At 60.7% G+C, this 20,866-nt stretch carries 18 protein-coding genes; 11 read left to right on the top strand and 7 right to left on the bottom strand.

Features of this window, described 5'->3' with window-relative positions; genetic code table 11:
- Positions 1 to 58 precede the first annotated feature (58 nt).
- The gene (locus ABTV87_RS18490) at positions 59 to 1,924 is read right to left on the bottom strand and encodes a sigma-54-dependent Fis family transcriptional regulator (RefSeq protein ID WP_433898088.1); all 1,866 of its coding nucleotides are present in this window, start codon (positions 1,922 to 1,924) and stop codon (positions 59 to 61) included.
- Positions 1,925 to 2,194: 270 nt separating this feature from the next.
- Between ABTV87_RS18490 and ABTV87_RS18485 the strand changes: the two genes are divergently transcribed.
- From ABTV87_RS18485 to ABTV87_RS18460, 6 genes are read left to right on the top strand one after another with little or no spacing between them, the layout of a single operon-like run.
- A complete protein-coding gene (locus ABTV87_RS18485; protein WP_433898087.1) occupies positions 2,195 to 3,289 on the top strand; it encodes an ABC transporter ATP-binding protein in 1,095 nt (364 codons plus the stop codon).
- Positions 3,289 to 4,401 carry an ABC transporter ATP-binding protein gene (locus ABTV87_RS18480; protein WP_007951488.1) on the top strand — a complete coding sequence of 371 codons (1,113 nt, stop codon included), beginning with the start codon at positions 3,289 to 3,291 and terminating at the stop codon, positions 4,399 to 4,401. Before ABTV87_RS18485 ends, ABTV87_RS18480 begins: the two co-directional genes overlap by 1 nt.
- Positions 4,398 to 5,264 carry a carbohydrate ABC transporter permease gene (locus tag ABTV87_RS18475; RefSeq protein ID WP_007951487.1) on the top strand — a complete coding sequence of 289 codons (867 nt, stop codon included), beginning with the start codon at positions 4,398 to 4,400 and terminating at the stop codon, positions 5,262 to 5,264. The genes ABTV87_RS18480 and ABTV87_RS18475 overlap by 4 nt, the downstream gene beginning before the upstream one ends.
- Positions 5,265 to 5,273: 9 nt before the next feature.
- A complete protein-coding gene (locus ABTV87_RS18470; protein WP_007951486.1) occupies positions 5,274 to 6,074 on the top strand; it encodes a carbohydrate ABC transporter permease in 801 nt (266 codons plus the stop codon).
- Positions 6,075 to 6,084: 10 nt separating this feature from the next.
- On the top strand, positions 6,085 to 6,357 hold the full coding sequence (locus ABTV87_RS18465; protein ID WP_039767461.1) for a DUF2160 domain-containing protein: 273 nt from the start codon (positions 6,085 to 6,087) through the stop codon (positions 6,355 to 6,357).
- A gap of 47 nt (positions 6,358 to 6,404) precedes the next feature.
- Positions 6,405 to 8,147 (top strand): ABC transporter substrate-binding protein, encoded by a 1,743-nt coding sequence (locus ABTV87_RS18460; protein WP_007951484.1) that lies wholly within the window; start codon positions 6,405 to 6,407, stop codon positions 8,145 to 8,147.
- Positions 8,148 to 8,190: 43 nt separating this feature from the next.
- On the opposite strand, the gene ABTV87_RS18455 is transcribed toward ABTV87_RS18460, so the two are convergent.
- From ABTV87_RS18455 to ABTV87_RS18430, 6 genes are all read right to left on the bottom strand, one after another.
- Positions 8,191 to 9,069 (bottom strand): alpha/beta fold hydrolase, encoded by an 879-nt coding sequence (locus ABTV87_RS18455; RefSeq protein WP_433898086.1) that lies wholly within the window; start codon positions 9,067 to 9,069, stop codon positions 8,191 to 8,193.
- A complete protein-coding gene (locus ABTV87_RS18450) occupies positions 9,066 to 10,016 on the bottom strand; it encodes a class I SAM-dependent methyltransferase (protein WP_433898085.1) in 951 nt (316 codons plus the stop codon). Before ABTV87_RS18450 ends, ABTV87_RS18455 begins: the two co-directional genes overlap by 4 nt.
- Entirely contained in the window at positions 10,013 to 11,236 is a 1,224-nt protein-coding gene (locus ABTV87_RS18445; RefSeq protein ID WP_433898084.1) for a YcaO-like family protein, read from the bottom strand. Before ABTV87_RS18445 ends, ABTV87_RS18450 begins: the two co-directional genes overlap by 4 nt.
- A 50-nt stretch (positions 11,237 to 11,286) precedes the next feature.
- Positions 11,287 to 11,415, bottom strand: a complete 129-nt coding sequence (locus ABTV87_RS18440) for a hypothetical protein (RefSeq protein WP_007951477.1) — start codon at positions 11,413 to 11,415, stop codon at positions 11,287 to 11,289.
- A gap of 372 nt (positions 11,416 to 11,787) precedes the next feature.
- Positions 11,788 to 13,197 (bottom strand): heavy metal sensor histidine kinase, encoded by a 1,410-nt coding sequence (locus ABTV87_RS18435; protein WP_085608370.1) that lies wholly within the window; start codon positions 13,195 to 13,197, stop codon positions 11,788 to 11,790.
- Entirely contained in the window at positions 13,194 to 13,868 is a 675-nt protein-coding gene (locus ABTV87_RS18430) for a heavy metal response regulator transcription factor (protein WP_007951475.1), read from the bottom strand. The genes ABTV87_RS18435 and ABTV87_RS18430 overlap by 4 nt, the downstream gene beginning before the upstream one ends.
- 408 nt (positions 13,869 to 14,276) lie before the next feature.
- On the opposite strand from ABTV87_RS18430, the gene ABTV87_RS18425 reads away from it, so the two are divergent.
- From ABTV87_RS18425 to ABTV87_RS18405, 5 genes are all read left to right on the top strand, one after another.
- Positions 14,277 to 15,524, top strand: coding sequence for a TolC family protein (locus ABTV87_RS18425; protein WP_433898083.1), 1,248 nt, complete (start codon positions 14,277 to 14,279; stop codon positions 15,522 to 15,524).
- 49 nt (positions 15,525 to 15,573) lie between these two features.
- On the top strand, positions 15,574 to 16,767 hold the full coding sequence (locus ABTV87_RS18420; RefSeq protein ID WP_433898082.1) for an efflux RND transporter periplasmic adaptor subunit: 1,194 nt from the start codon (positions 15,574 to 15,576) through the stop codon (positions 16,765 to 16,767).
- Between the two features lie 15 nt (positions 16,768 to 16,782).
- A complete protein-coding gene (locus ABTV87_RS18415) occupies positions 16,783 to 19,938 on the top strand; it encodes a CusA/CzcA family heavy metal efflux RND transporter (protein ID WP_433898081.1) in 3,156 nt (1,051 codons plus the stop codon).
- Positions 19,939 to 20,168: 230 nt separating this feature from the next.
- Complete coding sequence (locus tag ABTV87_RS18410; protein WP_201820100.1) at positions 20,169 to 20,369, top strand: co-regulatory protein PtrA N-terminal domain-containing protein; 201 nt, start codon at positions 20,169 to 20,171, stop codon at positions 20,367 to 20,369.
- A gap of 79 nt (positions 20,370 to 20,448) precedes the next feature.
- Positions 20,449 to 20,781 (top strand): DUF2790 domain-containing protein, encoded by a 333-nt coding sequence (locus tag ABTV87_RS18405; protein WP_115078475.1) that lies wholly within the window; start codon positions 20,449 to 20,451, stop codon positions 20,779 to 20,781.
- Positions 20,782 to 20,866: the final 85 nt, after the last annotated feature.

The raw sequence follows: 20,866 nt of genomic DNA, 5'->3' as shown, positions 1-20,866 counted from the left end.
CACCTCGGTCGGCTCCCTCTCCTGGGGGAGAGGGCTGGGGTGAGGGGAAGGGGTTGACTCAACCTTCAATCTGTCGCAATCGCTTGTATAGGGTATTGCGGCTCACCCCCAACCGACGCGCCAGGTGGGAAATATTGCCCCCGGCCAGCTGCAACTCCCGGTTCAACGCCTCGGCATCGTTCAGGTCGATGCCCAATGGCTCGGCCACTTCGACCGGCTCCATCTCCAGATCGACAAAAAAATCGTCCGGCAAATGCTCGGGCCGAATCGGTTGTTCCTCGGCCATCGCCAGCGCCACCTGCATCACGCTGCTGACCTGTCGCAGATTGCCCGGCCATGGATGCCGCTCGAACAGCTCCAGAACCTCACGACTCAATCCCGCCCACTGCGACGGCTCGCGATGTTGTTCCCACAACCGCTTGAACAGCGCCTGCTTGTCGCTGCGCTCGCGTAACGGAGGCAGTTCCAAGGTCAAGCCGCCGATGCGGTAGTACAAGTCTTCGCGAAATCGCCCCAGTTGCACCTGTTCCCTGAGTGAACGGTTGGTGGCGGAGATGATCCGCAGATCCACCGGAAACAGCTCGCTGCTGCCCACCGGTTGCACGCAGCGCTCCTGCAACACGCGCAACAGGCGAGCCTGGGTCGGCAGCGGCATGTCGCCGATTTCGTCGAGGAACAGCGTGCCCTTGTCGGCCTTGCGGATCAGTCCGATGCTGCCTTTCTGGTTGGCGCCGGTGAACGCACCTTTTTCATAGCCGAACAGCTCGGACTCCACCAGTTCGGCGGGGATCGCCGCGCAGTTGACGGCGATGAACGCCTGTTTGCTGCGGGAGCTGGCCTGATGCAGGGCCTTGACGAAGACTTCCTTGCCGACCCCGGTTTCCCCGTGAATCAGCAGCGGAATGTCCTTTTCCAGCAGGCGTTCGGCCTGGCGCACGGCTTTCTCCACGCGACTGTCGCCGAAGTGCAAAGTGCTCAGGCTGATGGCCGTCGGAACGACGACTTTCGGTTCGTCGGTTCTGCTTTCAGCGGTTCTTGTTTCAGTGAAGACGCGCGCCTGAATCGGCGCCTGTTTAGGCCGTTTCAACAAACACTGGAAACGATTGCGCCCGGAGGTCTGCAAGGCAAACGGCAAACCGTCCGGCTGATTGATCAACTCCAGCAACGACACCTTGAACAGGCTTTCAACGCTGACCCGCGACAATCGCACCCCCAACAGATTGTCGGCCCGACGGTTGGCCGACAGCACCTGACCGCTCTCATCAAAGATCAGCAGCCCGGCCCACTGGCTGTCGAGGTTGTTCAACCCGGTGTTGAAGGTCAGTTGAAAGTGCTGACCATGGAACAGGTTAAGGATCAGACGGTTTTCCACGGTCTGGCTCATCATCTTGACCATACCGAGGGTGTGCGACGGTGGCAGATAGCTGTCGCTGGACACATCGAGCACGGCGATGACCTTGCGCTCTGCATCGAAAATCGGCGCGGCGGAACCGGTCATGAAGCGGTTGGCCTTGAGAAAGTGTTCATCGTGTTCGATGTGCACCGCCTGCTCGCAGGCCAGCGCCGTGCCGATGGCGTTGGTGCCGCTGGCGCGCTCGACCCAACTGGCGCCCGCCTGAAAACCACGCGCCAGGTTCGGCTCGATAAAGCGCTGGGTGCCCCAGGACGTCAGCACCTGGCCCTGATTGTCGGCCAGCATGATCAGGCAGTTGGAGTTGCTCAGGATGTTCTCGTAATACGGCAGCACTTCCTGGTGAGTGGTCTGCACCAGTGAATGATGGCGGTCGAGCAACTGCGCGATGCCGGCAGCGGGCAACTGATCGAAGGCCGGGGCGCTTTGATGATTGAGACCGAAGGCGCGGCAACGGGACCAGGAGTCCTGGACGATGGCGTCATGGGAAAGCGGCGGGGCAGGTGCGGCCATGATTGGCAGTCTCTGAAGGGTGCTTTGTTGTTTTTGTTATGGCTCGCTCGACGAGCAAAAAGCATCCATAGAGTGTTGTTCACTATTGTTCATTGTCAATCGCCCGACTGTTCAATTGTTCAGTCGCGACTGTTCACTTGTGTTCAGCTACGAACCCCGGTTCGCGTGGCCTCCAGCGAATTTTGCGGTAAATCAACAGCTTGCCGTTTCTGGCACGAATGTCGCTCTACAGCACAGGTCGCTTGACTCCAATAATAAAAAGGCCGAGCCATGTCACTCACCCTGGAGCACGTCAGCCGTACCGTCGAGGGCCAGACCTGGATCGACGATGCGAGCCTGAAATTCGAACCTGGATCCTTCAACGTTTTGCTCGGGCGCACGCTGTCCGGCAAGACCAGTCTGATGCGTCTGATGGCCGGTCTGGACAAGCCCGACAGCGGCCGCATCCTGATGAACGGCGTCGACGTCACCCAGCGCCCGGTGCGCTTGCGCAACGTGTCGATGGTCTATCAGCAATTCATCAATTACCCGACCATGACGGTGTTCGAGAACATCGCCTCGCCGCTGCGCCAGGCCGGGATCTCCAACGAGCAGATCCAGAGCAAGGTGCAGGAAACCGCGAAGATGCTGCGCATCGAGAAGTTTCTGCAGCGCTATCCGCTGGAACTCTCCGGTGGCCAGCAACAGCGCACGGCCATGGCGCGGGCGCTGGTCAAGGATGCCGAACTGATTCTGTTCGACGAGCCGCTGGTCAACCTCGACTACAAACTGCGCGAAGAGCTGCGCCAGGAAATGCGCGAGCTGTTCAAGGCGCGCCACACCATCGCCATCTACGCCACCACCGAACCCAACGAAGCGCTGGCGCTGGGCGGCACCACCACCATTCTTCATGAAGGCCGGGTGATCCAGAGCGGGCCGTCGACCGGGGTCTATCACCAGCCGCAAACGGTGCTGGCCGCCGAATTGTTCTCCGAGCCACCGATCAACCTGATGCCGGGGCGTATCGCCGGTAACGAAGTGAGTTTCGCCAACTTCGTGCACTTTCCGTTGAACGTCGACCTGCGGCCGGTGGGCGAGGGCGAGTTCCGCTTTGGCGTGCGCCCGAGCCACATCTCGCTGGTGCCGAGCAACGACGACGACCTGGAACTGGCGGTGACCGTCGAGGTGGCGGAAATCAGCGGTTCGGAAACCTTCCTGCACGTGCGCAACGAGCATTTCCTGCTGGTGCTGCATTTGCCGGGGGTTCACGAATACGACGTCGATGCGCCGATCCGCATCTATATCCCGACCCATAAACTGTTTGTGTTCGATGCGCAGGGCCGTCTGGTGCAGGCACCGGGCCGGCGTGTCGCGAGGGTTGCCTGATGGCCGAAATCCGTTTGCAGCACCTCGCCCACAGCTACAGCAAAACCCCGAGCGGGCCCGAGGATTACGCGATCCGCGAGATGGACCACATCTGGGAGCAGGGCGGCGCCTATGCCTTGCTCGGTCCGTCGGGTTGCGGCAAGTCGACGTTGCTCAACATCATTTCCGGTCTGCTCAGCCCGTCCCAGGGTCATGTGCTGTTCGACGGCAAAGCGGTCAACGATCTGACGCCGGAAAAGCGCAACATCGCGCAGGTTTTCCAGTTCCCGGTGGTGTACGACACCATGACCGTGTTCGACAACCTGGCCTTTCCCTTGCGCAATCAGGGCCTGGCCGAGGCGAAAGTACACAGCAAGGTGCAGGAAATCGCCGAAGTCCTCGACCTGCAAAACCTGCTGAGCAAAAAGGCGCGCAACCTCACCGCCGACGAAAAACAGAAAGTCTCCATGGGCCGCGGCCTGGTGCGTGATGACGTGTCGGCGATCCTGTTCGACGAGCCGCTGACGGTGATCGACCCGCACCTCAAATGGAAACTGCGGCGCAAGCTCAAGCAGATCCACGAGCAGTTCAACATCACCATGGTCTACGTCACCCACGATCAGCTGGAGGCTTCGACGTTTGCCGACAAGATCGCGGTGATGTACGGCGGCCAGATCGTCCAGTTCGGCACCCCACGGGAATTGTTCGAGCGGCCGAGCCACACCTTTGTCGGCTACTTCATCGGCAGTCCCGGCATGAACCTGATCGAAGTGCAGCCGCAACCGGGTGGGGTCGGTTTCAACTCGACCCACCTGCCGCTGTCCGACGGCTTGCAGCGCCATATCGAACACGGCCAGTGGAAAAATCTGAAGGTCGGCATCCGCCCCGAATTCATTCATGTGTGGGACGAACCGTTTGATGACGCGATGCAGGCACGGGTCGTACACGTCGAAGACCTCGGCACCTACAAGATCATGACCCTGGACCTGGACGGCGCGCCGCTGAAAGTGCGTCTGGCCGAGGACAAACCGGTGCCGCAGGGCACGGCATACATCAGTTTTCCGGCGCAGTGGCTGATGGTCTATGCCGACGAATTTCTGCTGGATGCCACCGACAGCGAGGTACAGCCATGAACAAGGTGCAGAACAACAAAGCCTGGTGGCTGGTGTTGCCGGTGTTCCTGCTGGTGGCGTTCAGTGCGGTGATCCCGATGATGACCGTGGTCAACTATTCGGTGCAGGACATCTTCGACCAGTCCAGCCGCTACTTCGTCGGCGCCGACTGGTACAAGCAGGTGCTGCTCGATCCGCGTCTGCACGACTCGTTGCTGCGCCAGTTCATCTACTCGGCGTGTGTGCTGCTGATCGAAATCCCGCTCGGCATCGCCATTGCGCTGACCATGCCGACCAAGGGCCGCTGGTCATCGGTGGTGCTGATCGTGCTGGCGATCCCGCTGCTGATTCCGTGGAACGTGGTCGGCACCATCTGGCAGATTTTCGGCCGCGCCGACATCGGCCTGCTGGGTTCGAGCCTCAATGCCATGGGCATCAGCTACAACTATGCGGCCAACACCATGGACGCCTGGGTCACCGTGCTGGTGATGGACGTCTGGCACTGGACTTCACTGGTGGCACTGTTGTGTTTCTCCGGGCTGCGGGCGATTCCCGATGTGTATTACCAGGCCGCGCGCATCGACCGGGCCTCGGCCTGGGCCGTGTTCCGGCACATTCAGCTGCCCAAGTTGAAGAGCGTGCTGCTGATCGCGGTGATGCTGCGCTTCATGGACAGCTTCATGATCTATACCGAGCCGTTCGTACTCACCGGTGGCGGACCGGGTAACTCGACGACCTTCCTGAGTCAGACCCTGACCCAGATGGCCGTAGGCCAATTCGACCTGGGGCCGGCGGCGGCATTCTCGCTGGTGTACTTCCTGATCATCCTGCTGGTGTCCTGGCTGTTCTATACCGCCATGACCCACAACGATGCCAACCGCTGAGGCCCGGCCATGAGCAAAAGAAAGCTGATTCCACTGCTGCTCTACATCCTGTTCCTGCTGGTGCCGATCTACTGGCTGCTGAACATGTCGTTCAAGAGCAATACCGAAATCCTCGGCGGACTGACCCTTTTCCCACAGGATTTCACGCTGGCGAACTACAAGGTGATTTTCACCGACCCGAGCTGGTACACCGGCTATATCAACTCGCTGTACTACGTCAGTCTGAACACGATCATTTCTCTGACCGTGGCACTGCCGGCGGCCTACGCGTTTTCCCGCTACCGCTTTCTCGGCGACAAGCATCTGTTCTTCTGGCTGCTGACCAACCGCATGGCGCCGCCGGCGGTATTCCTGCTGCCGTTCTTCCAGTTGTACTCGTCGATCGGCCTGTTCGACACCCACATCGCCGTGGCGCTGGCGCACTGCCTGTTCAACGTGCCGCTGGCGGTGTGGATCCTCGAAGGTTTCATGTCCGGGGTGCCGAAAGAAATCGACGAAACCGCCTACATCGACGGCTACAGCTTTCCCAAGTTCTTCGTGAAGATCTTCATTCCGCTGATCGGCTCCGGCATCGGTGTGACGGCGTTTTTCTGCTTCATGTTTTCCTGGGTCGAACTGCTGCTGGCGCGCACGCTGACCTCGGTGAACGCCAAACCGATCGCGGCGGTGATGACGCGCACGGTGTCGGCGTCCGGCATTGACTGGGGTGTACTGGCGGCGGCGGGGGTGTTGACTATTCTCCCCGGCATGCTGGTGATCTGGTTCGTTCGCAACCACGTGGCCAAGGGCTTTGCCCTGGGCCGGGTCTGAGGAACTGATGATGGAATGGATGAGCTGGACCGTCCCGACGGCGGCGTTTTTCATCGTGATCGGGTTGATCCTGGTGGGCATGACCACCTGGGAATTGCGCTCGCCGAGCATCTTGCGGCGAGGGTTTCTGCCGATTGCCACCACCCGTGGCGATCGCTTGTTCATCGGTCTTCTCGGCAGCGCCTACCTGCATCTGCTGGTAATCGGCGTGACCGACTGGAGCATCTGGGTAGCGTCCGCGTTGTCCCTGGTGTGGCTGTTGGCTGTGATGCGTTGGGGCTAGTCGAATCGCTCGGCAATCTTGCTCCGAAAACCTAACAGGAGGTCTCTATGTTCGATAAGAAAAATAAGCTGCGACATAGCATTTCATTGGCAGCCATGCTGGCACTCAGCGGTTTGAGCGCGTCCGCCTGGGCCGACGCCTACGAAGATGCCGCAAAAAAATGGATCGGCAGCGAATTCAAGCCGTCGACCCTGACGGCCGAGCAGCAACTCGAAGAACTGAAGTGGTTCATCAAGGCGGCCGAACCGTTTCGCGGGATGGACATCAAGGTCGTCTCGGAAACCCTGACCACCCACGAATATGAATCCAAGGTGCTGGCCAAGGCCTTCAGCGAAATCACCGGCATCAAGCTGACCCACGACCTGCTGCAGGAAGGCGACGTCGTGGAAAAAATGCAGACCGTGATGCAGTCGGACAAGAACATCTACGACGGCTGGGTCAACGACTCGGACCTGATCGGTACGCACTTTCGCTACGGCAAGACCGAATCGATCACCGACCTGATGGCCAACGAAGGCAAGAACTTCACTTCGCCGACCCTCGACATCAAGGACTTCATCGGCATCTCCTTCACCACCGCGCCGGACGGCAAGATCTATCAATTGCCCGACCAGCAGTTCGCCAACCTGTACTGGTTTCGCGCCGACTGGTTCGAACGCGCCGACCTGAAAGCCAAGTTCAAGGAAAAGTACGGCTATGAACTGGGCGTGCCGGTGAACTGGTCGGCCTATGAAGACATCGCCAAATTCTTCAGCGAAGACGTCAAGGAAATCGACGGCAAGCGCATTTACGGGCACATGGACTACGGCAAGAAAGACCCGTCGCTGGGCTGGCGCTTCACCGATGCCTGGTTCTCCATGGCCGGTGGCGGCGACAAGGGCATTCCCAACGGCTTGCCGGTGGACGAGTGGGGGATTCGCGTCGAGGATTGCCACCCGGTCGGTTCCAGCGTGACCCGCGGCGGCGACACCAACGGCCCGGCGGCGGTGTTCGCCACCACCAAATACGTCGACTGGCTGAAGAAGTACGCGCCACCGGAAGCGGCGGGCATGACCTTCTCCGAGTCGGGCCCGGTGCCGTCCCAGGGCAACATCGCCCAGCAGATCTTCTGGTACACCGCCTTCACCGCCGACATGACCAAACCGGGCCTGCCGGTGGTCAACGCCGACGGCACGCCGAAATGGCGCATGGCGCCGTCGCCGCGCGGGCCATACTGGGAAGAGGGGATGAAGCTCGGTTATCAGGACGTGGGCTCGTGGACCTTCATGAAGTCCACGCCTGAGAAACAGAAACTCGCGGCCTGGCTGTACGCGCAGTTCGTGACCTCGAAAACCGTGTCGCTGAAGAAAACCATCGTCGGTCTGACGCCGATTCGCGAGTCGGACATCAACTCGCAAGCGATGACCGATCTGGCACCGAAACTCGGTGGTCTGGTCGAGTTCTACCGCAGCCCGGCCCGCGTGCAATGGACGCCGACCGGCACCAACGTGCCGGACTATCCACGCCTGGCGCAACTGTGGTGGAGCCACATCGCCGAAGCCGCCAGCGGCGAGAAGACCCCGCAACAGGCCCTCGACGGTCTGGCCAAGGATCAGGACGCGATCATGACCCGTCTGGAACGCTCCAAGGCCCAAGCGGTGTGCGCACCGAAAATGAACCCCGAGCGCGACGCGCAATACTGGTTCGACCAGCCGGGCGCACCAAAACCGAAACTGGCCAACGAGAAGCCGAAAGGCGAAACCGTGAGCTACAACGAACTGCTCAAGTCGTGGGAGGCGGCACGCAAGTAAGCGCTTTTGCGGGACGGAACGGCACCTTCGGGTGCCGTTTTTTTTAGCCCTCGATTTCACGTTTCACCGCCCGGCGCACTGCTTTTAGGAGAGCGTTTTCAAAGGCGTTGTGCCCGGCGTGCAGCAGCCGGCAGTGGATGTTCATGCGTTGCCTGAGCCAGCGCACGCTGGCCATGCCATGGGTATCGCGGATGCCCTGGATCAGCAGGGTGTTGTCGTCAAGGGTCAGGTCTTCATCCTTTGGTGTGAAGCAGTAGTTCTGCAGGTGGTAATGCAGTTCCAGACGGATCGCGAGCACCGCTTCCTGATCGACGAAACGCTCCAGAGTGTCGGGGCAGATCGTCTGCCCTGTGCGACGTAGAACAGCGTTCAACCATTCGATGGCGGCGCGGTGTTGCTGCGATGGACAGCCTTCGCCGAGGATCCGGTAGATGTCCTTCGCGCGATGGCCTGACGACGTTTGAGGCGATTGCGCCAGCCCGTCATTGAGCGCCTGATCGTAGGCCCGGACATTGTCGGCAAACGGCACGAATACCGAGACCAGCGTGGTTTTCAGCAGGTGCTGCGGGTAACGCTGCTGGTACTGAATCGCCAGCCAGCTACCCCATGACACGCCCAGCACGCTGATTTTTTCGAAGCCGAAATGCTGGCGCAGGGCATCGATGTCTTCGACACACAGCCCGGTAGTGTTATCCCGAAGTTCGCCGTAGGGCGTCGAGCGTCCGCAGCCCCGTTGGTCAAACAGGATGATGTCGAACCTATCCGGTTCGAAGAACTGCAAATGGTGGCGGCTGATACGCCCGCCGGGGCCGCCATGGAGGAAAAACACCGGTTCGTGTCCCGGAACACCATGGCGTTCCCAATAGAGTTGATGGCCGTCGCCGGTCGGGTAATAACCTCGGCTGTGCAGGGAAAAGCTCATGGCGTCGGAACCGTCAGACGATAGAACTGGAACAGCTCGACCTGCCCCGGTCGCGCCGCGACGCTGGATTCAAGTTTCAGGTGGTGGAGGGAGGCAAGCCAGGTCACCGGAATCAGCACCGGGGTGTGACCGAAGACGAGGATCGTGCCACCGAGATTGACGCAGCGGATCAGCGACTCGAATGCGGTCTGGGCTTCCCGGCGGGTCAAGACTTCGGCGTTGAGGAACCGCAGGATCAAGACATCGCAGCGAATCCCGGCATCGAAAGCTTCACTCGCCTCCAGCACGTCGAATTCGACGGAGATCCCGCTGTGCCAGCGCCTGGCGTGTTCGATCATCGAGGCCGAACGGTCACTGCCCAGGCACAGACAGTCGGGGAGGGCGCGGGCGAGGTGGGCGATGAACGCGCCGGTCGAACAGGCCGGGTCGTAAATCAGTGCGCCTTTTTCAGTGATGGCCTGGAGCAGCCCGGCGCAGTATTCGCGCAAGTGGTGCTCGTCGGTGTTCAGCTGTTCGGCCAGTGATTCGTTGCATTGCCAGAAGTCTGCTGGGCAGACCGCCTCCCGACCGGTCTCATCCAGCAGTGGAAAGGGAAACAGGATCTCGCTGTCAGCCTGATGCAAGGCGTGCTCGAAGAACTGCGCTTTGTCTGCGGGGGAGACCGTCCGATAGCCGATCGACAACCCGTCATCACCCCACAATGAGTGGAGGTGCGGGCCAAACAACATGTCGGGTTTGAGCGCACTGCCGGCCTGCCACCGGAAATGCCGGTCACGCTGCAGGAGCTTGCGGCCGACCCAGAGCTCATCGTTCACCCGCAGCAAAAAAACCTGATGCAGTCCGCTGCCTCGCGGTTCGAGGTAGTGGCCAACAGCGCCGTTCTCGTTGAGGTAAAGGCGCATGGATCGGGCCAATGTCAGCTCCCGGGTGCGATCAAGTCGGTTCATGGGGCTGGCCTCTCCAGCGTACGGCCCCGCGCTTGCGGGATGACGACGTTGCCGCTGGAGACCACGAAGAAGCGCTCCAGGCCGGGAATCACCACGTTGAGCAGGGTGGTGCCGAGCTCGGTTCGCTGCAGGACCGCTGCACCCAGCGTACGTCCATGAATCCGCAGGTCTTGAGTCAGCAGGTGCAGTTGATTTTCCACCGACAGGTCTTTGGCGGAACCCGCCAGTCTCACCTCGTGTTGAACGCAGCGATGCAGCAGCGTCTGCGGATTGAACTGCGCACAGCGCAGCAGGCGCGGGAAAGGCTGCAGGTTGCGCAGCGCATTGTTCAGCGTCTGTCGGTATTCGGGTTCGGCGGCACTCAGTTGCAACTGCACCAGTTCAGTGAGCGCCCGCCACGCCGCATGGCGCGGTTCGAGGGAGCTGCCACTACCGAATACCTGTGGATGAGGCCCCGGCTTCGTCGTGAACGCCAGAAAGGTCCGGGTCATGAACTCGGTGCTGATATCCACCAGCACGATTTCGCCGTCGATTTCCTGCTCGGCATCGGCCCATAGACGACCGAGTTCGTCGCTTTCAGCGAGGCGCGCCACCCGTCGCAGTGGTGGATGGTTCTGGTAATAAAAATGATCGAGCAGAAACAACGATACGGCGTCGCGCTCGATGCATTCGTTGGCGGCGTGCAGCATCGCTTCGTTGTAAGTGGCGCCAATCGCGGTGCCGTTGTTGCTGGCGTAGCGCTGCACGGCGCGGTAGTCCGCCATGCCCGGTGATGAGGGCAAACGTGAGCCGTTCGGCGAGGTCAGCGCCAACGGATAGGAAAACCGGTCATGCCACGGCGGACAGACATAGGTCCGGCAGGTGATGCGCACGTTTTGCTGGCAGGTGAGCCTGTGCAGGAGCGAGTCATCGGCAAACACCGGCGTGTCTTTGAAATAGCGTTCCGTCTCGTGGTGAACATCGTAGGTACAGAGTTCATCCGTCCAGTAGTGCTCGAGCGCTTCATAAAGCGCGCCCAGGTGCGCCTGATCCGCATAGCCCTTGCCGGAGCCACGGGCATGACGGTTGTCGTCGCCATGAAGACTCGCCTGAACGGCAACCACTTTGCTGCCGAGGGTGCGGGTGTGCGGTGTGAGGCCCAGGCGTGAAAGTTCGGTGTGAATACGCCGTTCTGCCTGATCGGCGGTGAGCTCACGCTCGGCCAACGTTGTCTTGTCCATGATTCCCTTCCTGGAAAGCCCGCGAGGGCGCAAGGCCCCCGCGGGTTCTGTCACTCGGCGTTGAGTTCCGCCTGTTCTTCCTCGGTCAGTTGCAGCGCTTCGATCTGCTCTGGCGAGGGTGCTTCCTGCTCTTCCAGTTCATCGATAGGGTTTGCGTTCAAGCTGCCCATGTAGCCCATGATGTTGCTCCTTGGTTGTTGTTTGGGAGTGCTGTTGCAAGCACGAGCCGAATCTAAAAGGGCGGTGAGGGCGGGGTCAAAAATGTCCAGACGTTTCCAGCCGCGGGTTTCAGCGGTGTCGAAACACGTACTGATAAAACGTGAATTGACGCCGGGCGGACGTGTTTCTGGGGGGCAGCACTGCGTGGCAACGGGCGAACCACGCGAAAGGAATCAGCGGTCTGAGGCGTTCTGTCTGTTGTCGTTGTCAGACGTTTCAGCGCGGGGACGACGCAAATTCGTACTGAAGAATCTACGGGGATGGATGCAGCACTTGTGCGGTGATTTTTCCTATGAGGTTTCAGAAAACACCGCACAAATCGGCTTGAAGGTTTAGTGCCGTTCCCGGTGCAACGCGGGAAACACCAGACTGAACACCGTCATCGCCCCCGGACGGCTTTGAACCTGCGCGGAGCCCTGATGCAAGGTCATGATCGAATGCACGATGGCCAGTCCCAGACCGGTACTGCCCTGTGAACGGGTGCGACTGCTGTCGACCCGGTAAAAACGGTCGAACAGATACGGCAGGTGCTGCGCTTCGATGCCTGTGCCGGGATTGCTCACCCGCAGCGACACCTCGTTCGGCGCCTGTTCGATGAACAGCGAAACGGTCTTGCCGGACGGGCAGTGGCGCAGGGCATTGGACAGCAGATTGGAAATCGCTCGCTGAATCATCAGCCGGTCGCCCGACACCTGAGCGCTGCCGATGACTTTCAGGTCGATCTGTTTGTCCTGTGCCGTCAGGGAAAACAGATCCGCCACCTTGGACGCCTCTTCCTCCAGCGCAATCGGCTCGAACGAAGCGTGCGCCGCAGGCTGGCTGGCCTGGGCCAGGAACAGCATGTCCGAGACAATCCGCGCGACCCGCTCCAGCTCTTCGGTGCAGGACACCAGAACGTTGGTGTATTCCTCGACCGAGCGCTCCCGCGACAGCGTCACCTGGGCCTTGCCCATCAGGTTGTTGATCGGCGTGCGCAGCTCGTGGGCCAAGTCATCGGAGAACTGCGACAACTGCTGCACGCCGCTGTCCAGGCGATCGAGCATGACGTTGATGCCCTGCGCCAGCTCGCTGAGTTCCTGGGGCATGTTCAGCACCGACAGGCGATGATCGAGATCCTGCGTCGTCACTCGCGCCGCTACTTTGCGGAATTCGCGCAACGGTGCCAGCCCTCGCTGCACGGCCCCCCATGCGGTCAGGCCGATGAACACCAGCAGCAACGGCAAAGCCATCAACGTCGAGCGCAAATAAGCGCTGAGCAGAGCCTGATCGTGGGCGTTATCCATCGACAGCAGCACTGGTACGCTGCTGCCGTCCTTGAGGCGAATCAGCTTGGAGACGGTGAGAAACTTCACGCCTTCAGCATCGGCGCTGTCGGTGTGGGTCAACTGATCGGTGGTCGCCCGTACCGCTTTCAGTTCAACCCGTGGATCGGTCAGGCCCGACCCGGATTTGAGCAGCGGGGTGCGCAGGTTGTTCAGGTCATAAATGGTCAGCGTCAGGTTGTCATGCCCCATGACCTGATCGAGCAGAATGTGCGGCTTGGCACTGATCTCACCGGTGTCGGCGTACAACGTCAGGCTGTGCTCGACCTGTTCCATCTTTTTTTCCAGGCTGTCGCGCGATAGCGCGTTCAGCTCATGGGTCAGGGCGAAATACGCGAGGATCGCCAGAAACACCACCAACAATGCGCCGAGAATACTGACCGTCAGACCCAGACGCAGCGACAGGCTGGCCGGCTTCATTCCCGCGCCTCCAGCACATAGCCGACACCGCGCAGGGTGTGGATCAGTTTGCTGTCGAACGGATCGTCGATCTTCGCTCGCAAGCGGCGGATCGAGACCTCGACCACGTTGGTGTCGCAGTCGAAATTCATGTCCCACACCAGCGAGATGATCTGGGTGCGGGTCAGCACTTCGCCGGACTGGCGCATCAGCAGGTGCAGCAGGGCGAATTCCTTGGTGGTCAGGTCGATGCGCTGGGTGCCGCGAAAGGCCCGGTGACGGCCCGGATCAAGTTCCAGATCGGCGACCTTGAGCACCTGCGGCACCGGAATGTTCTCGCTGCGACGCATCAACGTGCGTACCCGCGCCAGCAGTTCCGGAAACTCGAACGGCTTGACCAGATAATCATCGGCACCCAGATCCAGACCCCGGATCTTGTCCGCCAGCCGCCCGCGTGCGGTGAGCATCATCACCCGGGTGGAGTGGGTGCGACGCAGTTGTTCCAGCACGCTCCAGCCGTCGAGTTCCGGCAGGTTCACATCGAGAATGATCAGGTCATAAACCTGTTGTTGCGCCAGGTGCAAACCGTCAGCGCCGTTAACGGCGTGGTCAACGATATAACCACTTTCGGTCAGGCCCTGATGCAAGTATTCGGCAGCTTTAAGCTCGTCCTCGACGACAAGGATTCGCATGATGTTTCACCACTTTTAATGAATGGGTATTTAAGTAAGTGAGTCGGGAAGTTGCAGTTTTTACAGGGGCTTCCTGACGGACTTTGGAACTGGATGGCGTGCACGGTAAAGGCTGTAGTGGCTACAGAGTCAACGCCTGAGGCCTTTAAATCGGCCATCCGCGACAGCCTGTCGCAGCGAAATAGTGGGTTTTCCATGACTTCCATTTCGGCAAGTGCTGTTCGGCGGATAACTAACGCGCATTTGTTTCTATCTATTGCAACAAACTCATTCGAACTTCGAATCCTAGAGCAAAACAACTTCGATAAACCGTGGATAACGGATTTGTAATGTTCACGTCACCTTGTCGATAAGTTCAAAACCCTACCGTGGCGCCATCAACGATTCTTGATTGAAGGAAGCCTTCCATTGCCCGGTTTAATTGAACTGACGGCGCGATCACGCCTGAAAAAAACCGCCAGCGGCCTCTTGTTGCTGGCCTGTACCAGCCTTGCCAGTGCATCGACCCTGACCCTGGATCAGGCGCTGCAAACGGCCTTCGCTGGCAACCCTGATCTGGCCGCCGCGCAGTGGGAAATCGGCATTGCCGAAGGTGACCGCAAGCAGGCTGGCCTGATCCCGAATCCCGAAGTGTCGTGGGAGGCCGAAGACACCCGGCGCGAATCGCGCACCACCACGGTGATGCTCAGCCAGCCGATCGAGCTGGGCGGCAAGCGTGGCGCGCGGATTGATGTGGCGAGCCGTGCGCAGGACGCCGCCGGCATCGAGCTGGAGCGCAAGCGCAACGCATTGCGCGCCGACGTGCTTCAAGCGTTCAACGGTGCGCAGACCGCGCAGCAACGTTTGCAACTGGCCCGGCAGTCGCTGCAGCTTGCCGAGCACGGTTTGCATGTGGCGCAGGGACGAATCGAGGCAGGCAAGTCGTCGCCGGTGGAAGGCACGCGGGCGCAAGTGCAGCTCTCGGAAGTGCGCCTGGAATTGAGCCGCGCCGAGCGCGATCAGGCCAATGCGTACCAGCAATTGGCGCAGGTCATGGGCGCCCCGTTGCCGACGTCGACTACGGTGCAGAGCGCGACTCAAAGCCTGCCCAGCGTACCGCCGCCCACCCGTTTGCTTGAGCGCCTGAACGAAACAGCGGAGCTGCGGCTGGCCAGGTTGCAGATCGAGCAGCGCGAGGCGTCGCTGGGGCTGGAAAAGTCCCAGCGGATTCCCGATCTCACCGTCAGCATCGGCAGCCAGTACAGCGAAACCGAGCGCGAGCGGGTCAACGTGGTGGGGCTGTCGATGCCGATTCCGCTGTTCAACCGCAATCAGGGCAACGTGCTGGCGGCGGCTCGGCGTACCGATCAGGCGCGGGACCTGCGCAACGCCACCGAACTGCGCTTGCGCACGGAAATCCAGACCACGCTGGCGCAATGGCAGACCGCCAACGGCGAAATCCAGGCGTTCGACCGGACCATCCTGCCCGCCGCGCAAAGTGCCGTGGACAGCGCCACTCGCGGTTTCGAAATGGGCAAGTTCGGCTTCCTCGACGTGCTCGACGCCCAGCGCACATTGATCGCCGCTCGCAGCCAATACATCCAGGCGGTGAGCGAGGCGACCGACGCCCGGGTCCGCATCGAACGCATCTTCGGCGACCTCAGCGCCAACCCTTGAATTTCAACTTTCTGATCACTGCGCGATGGCTTGGCGCAGAGGAGTTTCCATGGACAAAAAACTGATCGTGGTCGCTGCGGCGACGTTGGCGCTGGGCATTGGCATCGGCTCGATGTGGAGCGGCAATGCGTCGATCGATGCGCATGCCGATGAAGCGGCGGAACACGCCGATCACGCCGAAGAAGGCGCCGCTGCTGACGGCGAGCACGCCGAAGAAGGGCACATCGAATTGACGGCCGAGCAGATCGCGGCGGCGGGGATTCAACTGGCCGCCGCCCAGGCGCAGAACTTCAGCCTCGGTCTGTCGTTTCCCGGCGAAGTACGTTTCGACGAGGACCGTACCGCACACGTCGTACCGCGTGTGCCGGGCGTGGTCGAGTCGGTGTCGGTCAATCTTGGGCAGTCAGTGAAGAAGGGGCAGTTGCTGGCCGTGATCGCCAGTCAGCAGATTTCCGATCAGCGCAGTGAACAGGCAGCCGCGCAACGTCGTCTGGCTTTGGCCCGCACGACGTTCGAGCGCGAGAAGAAACTGTGGCAGGACAAGATTTCCGCCGAGCAGGATTTCCTCCAAGCACGTCAGGCCCTGGAAGAAGCCGAAATCGCCGTAAGCAATGCCCGGCAAAAGATCAGCGTGCTCAGTGGCAGTGTGGTCGCCACTGGCGGCAATCGCTATGAACTGCGGGCGCCTTTTGACGGTGTGGTGGTGGAAAAACACCTGACGCCGGGGGAGGTGGTCGATGAAACCACGGCGGCGTTCACGCTCTCGGATTTGTCGCGGGTGTGGGTCACGTTCGGCGTGTCACCGAAAGACCTGAACAAGGTGCAGGTGGGCAAATCCGTCACCGTCAGCGCGGCGGAATTGAACGCCGAAGTCAGCGGCACCGTGGCTTACGTCGGCAGCCTGCTCGGCGAACAGACCCGTACCGCGACCGTGCGCGTCACCCTGGAAAACCCGCAAGGCTCATGGCGTCCCGGCCTGTTCGTCACCGCGCTGGTCGCCACCGACAGCCGTCAGGCCAAAGTCGCCGTACCGGAAACCGCAATCCAGACCGTTGAGGACAAACCCACGGTATTCGTGCGCACCGACGACGGCTTCAAGGCCCAAGCGGTGGAGCTGGGCAGTCGCGCGGCGGGTCGGGTGGAAGTCACCGCCGGACTGGAACCGGGCGTGCAAGTCGCCAGCGCCGGCAGCTTCGTCCTCAAATCGGAGCTGGGCAAAGCCTCGGCCGAGCACAGTCATTAATCGCGGAAGACTCCCATGTTCGAACGCCTGATCCAGTTTGCCATCGAGCAGCGCATCATCGTGCTGCTCGCCGTTCTGCTAATGGCCGGCCTCGGCATCGCCAGTTACCAGAAACTGCCGATCGACGCTGTGCCCGACATCACCAACGTCCAGGTTCAGATCAACACCGGCGCGGCTGGGTTCTCGCCGCTGGAAACCGAGCAGCGCATCACTTTCCCGATTGAAACCGCGATGGCCGGCCTGCCGGCTCTGGAGCAGACGCGCTCGCTGTCGCGCTCGGGCTTGTCGCAGGTCACGGTGATCTTCAAGGACGGCACCGATCTGTTCTTTGCCCGGCAATTGGTCAACGAGCGGTTGCAGTCGGCCAAGGAGCAATTGCCCGAAGGCGTGGAAGCGGTGATGGGGCCGATTTCCACCGGGCTCGGCGAGATCTTTTTATGGACGGTCGAGACCAAGGAAGGCGCGCTGAAAGGGGACGGCACGCCCTACACGCCGACCGACTTGCGGGTGATTCAGGACTGGATCATCAAGCCGCAACTGCGCAACGTCCCCGGGGTGGCGGAGATCAACACCATCGGCGGTTTTGCCAAGGAGTACCAGATCGCGCCCGATCCGAAAAAACTCGCGGCCTACAAGCTGACCCTCACCGATCTGGTGACGGCGCTGGAGCGCAACAACGCCAACGTCGGCGCCGGGTACATCGAGCGCAGCGGCGAGCAGTTGCTGATTCGCGCGCCGGGCCAGGTAGCGAGCACCGAGGACATCGCCAACATCGTCATGGCCAACGTCGACGGCACGCCGATCCGGATCAAGAACGTCGCCACCGTGGACATCGGCCGTGAACTGCGCAGCGGCGCCGCCACGGAAAATGGCCGTGAAGTAGTGCTCGGCACCGTGTTCATGCTGATCGGCGAAAACAGTCGCACGGTCTCTCAGGCCGTCGCCGTGAAACTCGAACAGATCAACAAATCCTTGCCCGCCGGCGTGATCGCGGTGCCGGTGTACGACCGCACGCATCTGGTCGACAAGGCCATTGCCACGGTGAAGAAGAATCTCGTCGAAGGCGCGATTCTGGTCATCGCGATTCTGTTTCTGTTCCTCGGCAATATCCGCGCCGCGCTGATCACGGCGATGGTGATTCCTCTGTCGATGCTGTTCACCTTCACCGGGATGTTCAGCAACAAGGTCAGCGCCAACCTGATGAGCCTCGGCGCGCTGGACTTCGGCATCATCGTCGACGGCGCGGTGGTGATCGTCGAAAACACCCTGCGACGGCTGGCCCATGCGCAGCAGCATCACGGGCGATTGCTGACGCGATCCGAGCGTTTCCATGAAGTGTTTGCGGCGGCGAAAGAGGCGCGGCGCCCGCTGATTTTCGGCCAGTTGATCATCATGGTCGTGTACCTGCCGATCTTCGCCCTGAGCGGCGTCGAAGGGAAAATGTTCCACCCGATGGCGTTCACAGTGGTCATCGCGTTGCTTGGCGCCATGCTCTTGTCGGTGACCTTTGTGCCGGCGGCAATTGCGCTGTTCGTGACCGGCAAGGTCAAGGAAGAAGAGGGCGTGGTGATGCGCGGCGCCCGTCGCGTTTATGCACCGGCGCTGAACTGGGTCATGTCCCATCGGACGATGGCGGTCGGCGCGGCGTTGGGTGTGATTGTGCTCAGCGGTGTGGTCACCAGCCGCATGGGCAGCGAGTTTGTGCCGAGTCTCAGCGAAGGCGATTTTGCCTTGCAGGCGTTGCGCGTGCCGGGCACCAGCCTGACGCAGTCGGTGGACATGCAGCAGCGACTGGAAACGTTGATCCTGGCCAAAGTGCCCGAGGTTGAACGCGTTTTCGCCCGCACCGGCACTGCGGAAATCGCCTCTGACCCGATGCCGCCGAACATCTCCGACAGCTACGTGATGCTCAAACCGAAGGAGCAATGGCCGGACCCGGGCAAGTCCCGCGAAACCCTGATGGCCGAACTGCAACAGGCCGCGGCAACGCTGCCGGGCAGCAACTATGAACTGTCGCAGCCGATCCAGTTGCGCTTCAACGAACTGATCTCCGGCGTGCGCAGCGACGTGGCGGTCAAGGTGTTCGGTGATGACATGGACGTGCTCAACGCCACGGCGGCGCAGATTGCCGCCGCGATGCAGAAGGTCGACGGTGCGTCCGAGGTCAAGGTCGAGCAAACCACCGGTCTGCCGGTGCTGACCATCAACATTGATCGCGACAAGGCGGCGCGTTACGGGCTCAACGTTGGCGATGTGCAGGACACCATTGCGGTGGCCGTCGGCGGGCAGAAGGCCGGGACGCTGTATGAAGGTGACCGTCGATTCGACATGGTGGTGCGCTTGTCCGACGCCATGCGCAAGGACATCGACGGGTTGTCGGCATTGTTGATTCCGGTGCCGGCGGCGGGTGGTGATGCCTCCAGTCAGATCGGCTTCATTGCGCTGAAGGACGTTGCCAGCCTCGATCTGGTGCTGGGGCCGAATCAGGTCAGCCGCGAAAACGGCAAGCGCCTGGTGATCGTCAGCGCCAACGTGCGTGGGCGTGACATCGGTTCTTTTGTCGCCGAGGCGGGCGAGGTGATCGAACGCGACGTGCAGGTGCCGGCAGGTTACTGGACCACCTGGGGCGGGCAGTTCGAGCAACTGCAATCGGCGGCCAAGCGTTTGCAGATCGTGGTGCCGGTGGCGTTGCTGCTGGTGTTCGGATTGCTGTTCATGATGTTCAACAACCTCAAGGACGGCTTGCTGGTGTTCACCGGGATTCCGTTTGCGCTGACCGGCGGGGTCATGGCGTTGTGGCTGCGCGATATTCCGCTGTCGATCTCGGCGGGTGTCGGGTTTATCGCGCTGTCCGGTGTGGCGGTGCTCAACGGGTTGGTGATGATCGCGTTTATCCGCAACTTGCGGGAGGAAGGGCGCTCGCTGTCCGAAGCGATTCACGAAGGCGCGCTGACGCGATTGCGCCCGGTGTTGATGACGGCGCTGGTGGCGTCCCTGGGCTTCATTCCGATGGCTCTTGCGACCGGCACCGGGGCCGAGGTGCAGCGACCGCTGGCGACGGTGGTGATTGGCGGGATCCTGTCATCGACCATTCTCACGTTGCTGATCCTGCCGGCGCTGTATCAGCTGGCACATCGTCGGGACGAGGTCACTGGTCAACTGAATAGATGATCTACCTGTGGGAGCGAGCTTGCTCCGGGCGGCGATCCGACGAAAGCGGTCTGTCATTCAATTCATTAGTCGACTGACACGGCCTCTTCGCGAGCAAGCTCGCTCCCACAGTTTTTGTATTGATCCAATAGGACGGTGGCACATAACGGATATGTAATTTCGGCGCCACCGTCACGAAAGGTTCGGATTGTTACCTTGATCCCGTCAGTGACTTGAATGAGGAATCAACGATGAAACTTGCACAGATTGGCGCGTTTGCCGTGGCTCTGATGATGTCTTCCCTGGTGTTGGCCGAAGGTGGCGGCGACCGCACTTTCGACCGAATGATGGCCGCCAATGACCGCTCGATGGAGATTTTTGCTGCGAAGGAAAAGGCCCGTGATCCGGTCGTCGTGAACGACAAGAAGGACGACAAGACCCAAGACCTGTAAGCGTGCTGCCAGTGAATGAGCCCGTCATCGCACATCGATGGTGGGCTTTTTTATGAGTCGTGATTTGAAGGAAGCGAATATGAAAACTCTAAAGCTGTTGGCGTTTACCGCTGTCATGGCGATCTCCTTGAATGCGTTGGCCGAAGGCGGTGGCGACAGAACGTTCGACCGGGCGCTCAGTGCCAACACCAAAGCCATGGAGCAGTACGCGGCCAGTCAGGGCAAAGCGGCGCCGGTGGTCAAGGAATATGAGTACGGGATGAAGCTGGATGTGAAGAAGGTGGTGAGCGTTGTCCGGCCAAAGAATGAATGCGCTGTTGTGCCGGCTGCGATGACTTACGAGGACTCCAAGGGGCAGCTCAATACGGTCACTTACAACGTGATGGGGAATTGTCGCCAGCAGGGTGGCTGACGCTAATCCCGGCTGAAACGCCCGGTTCATGTTCAGTGAGTCGGGCTTTTTTTCGGGCATAAAAAAGGCGTCCCGAAGGACGCCA

Source organism: Pseudomonas sp. PSE1(2024) (assembly GCF_050990555.1).
Taxonomy (GTDB): Bacteria; Pseudomonadota; Gammaproteobacteria; order Pseudomonadales; family Pseudomonadaceae; genus Aquipseudomonas; species Aquipseudomonas aphyarum.
Note: the sequence above shows the minus strand (reverse complement) of the source record. Positions and strands in the feature narration are given on the sequence as shown.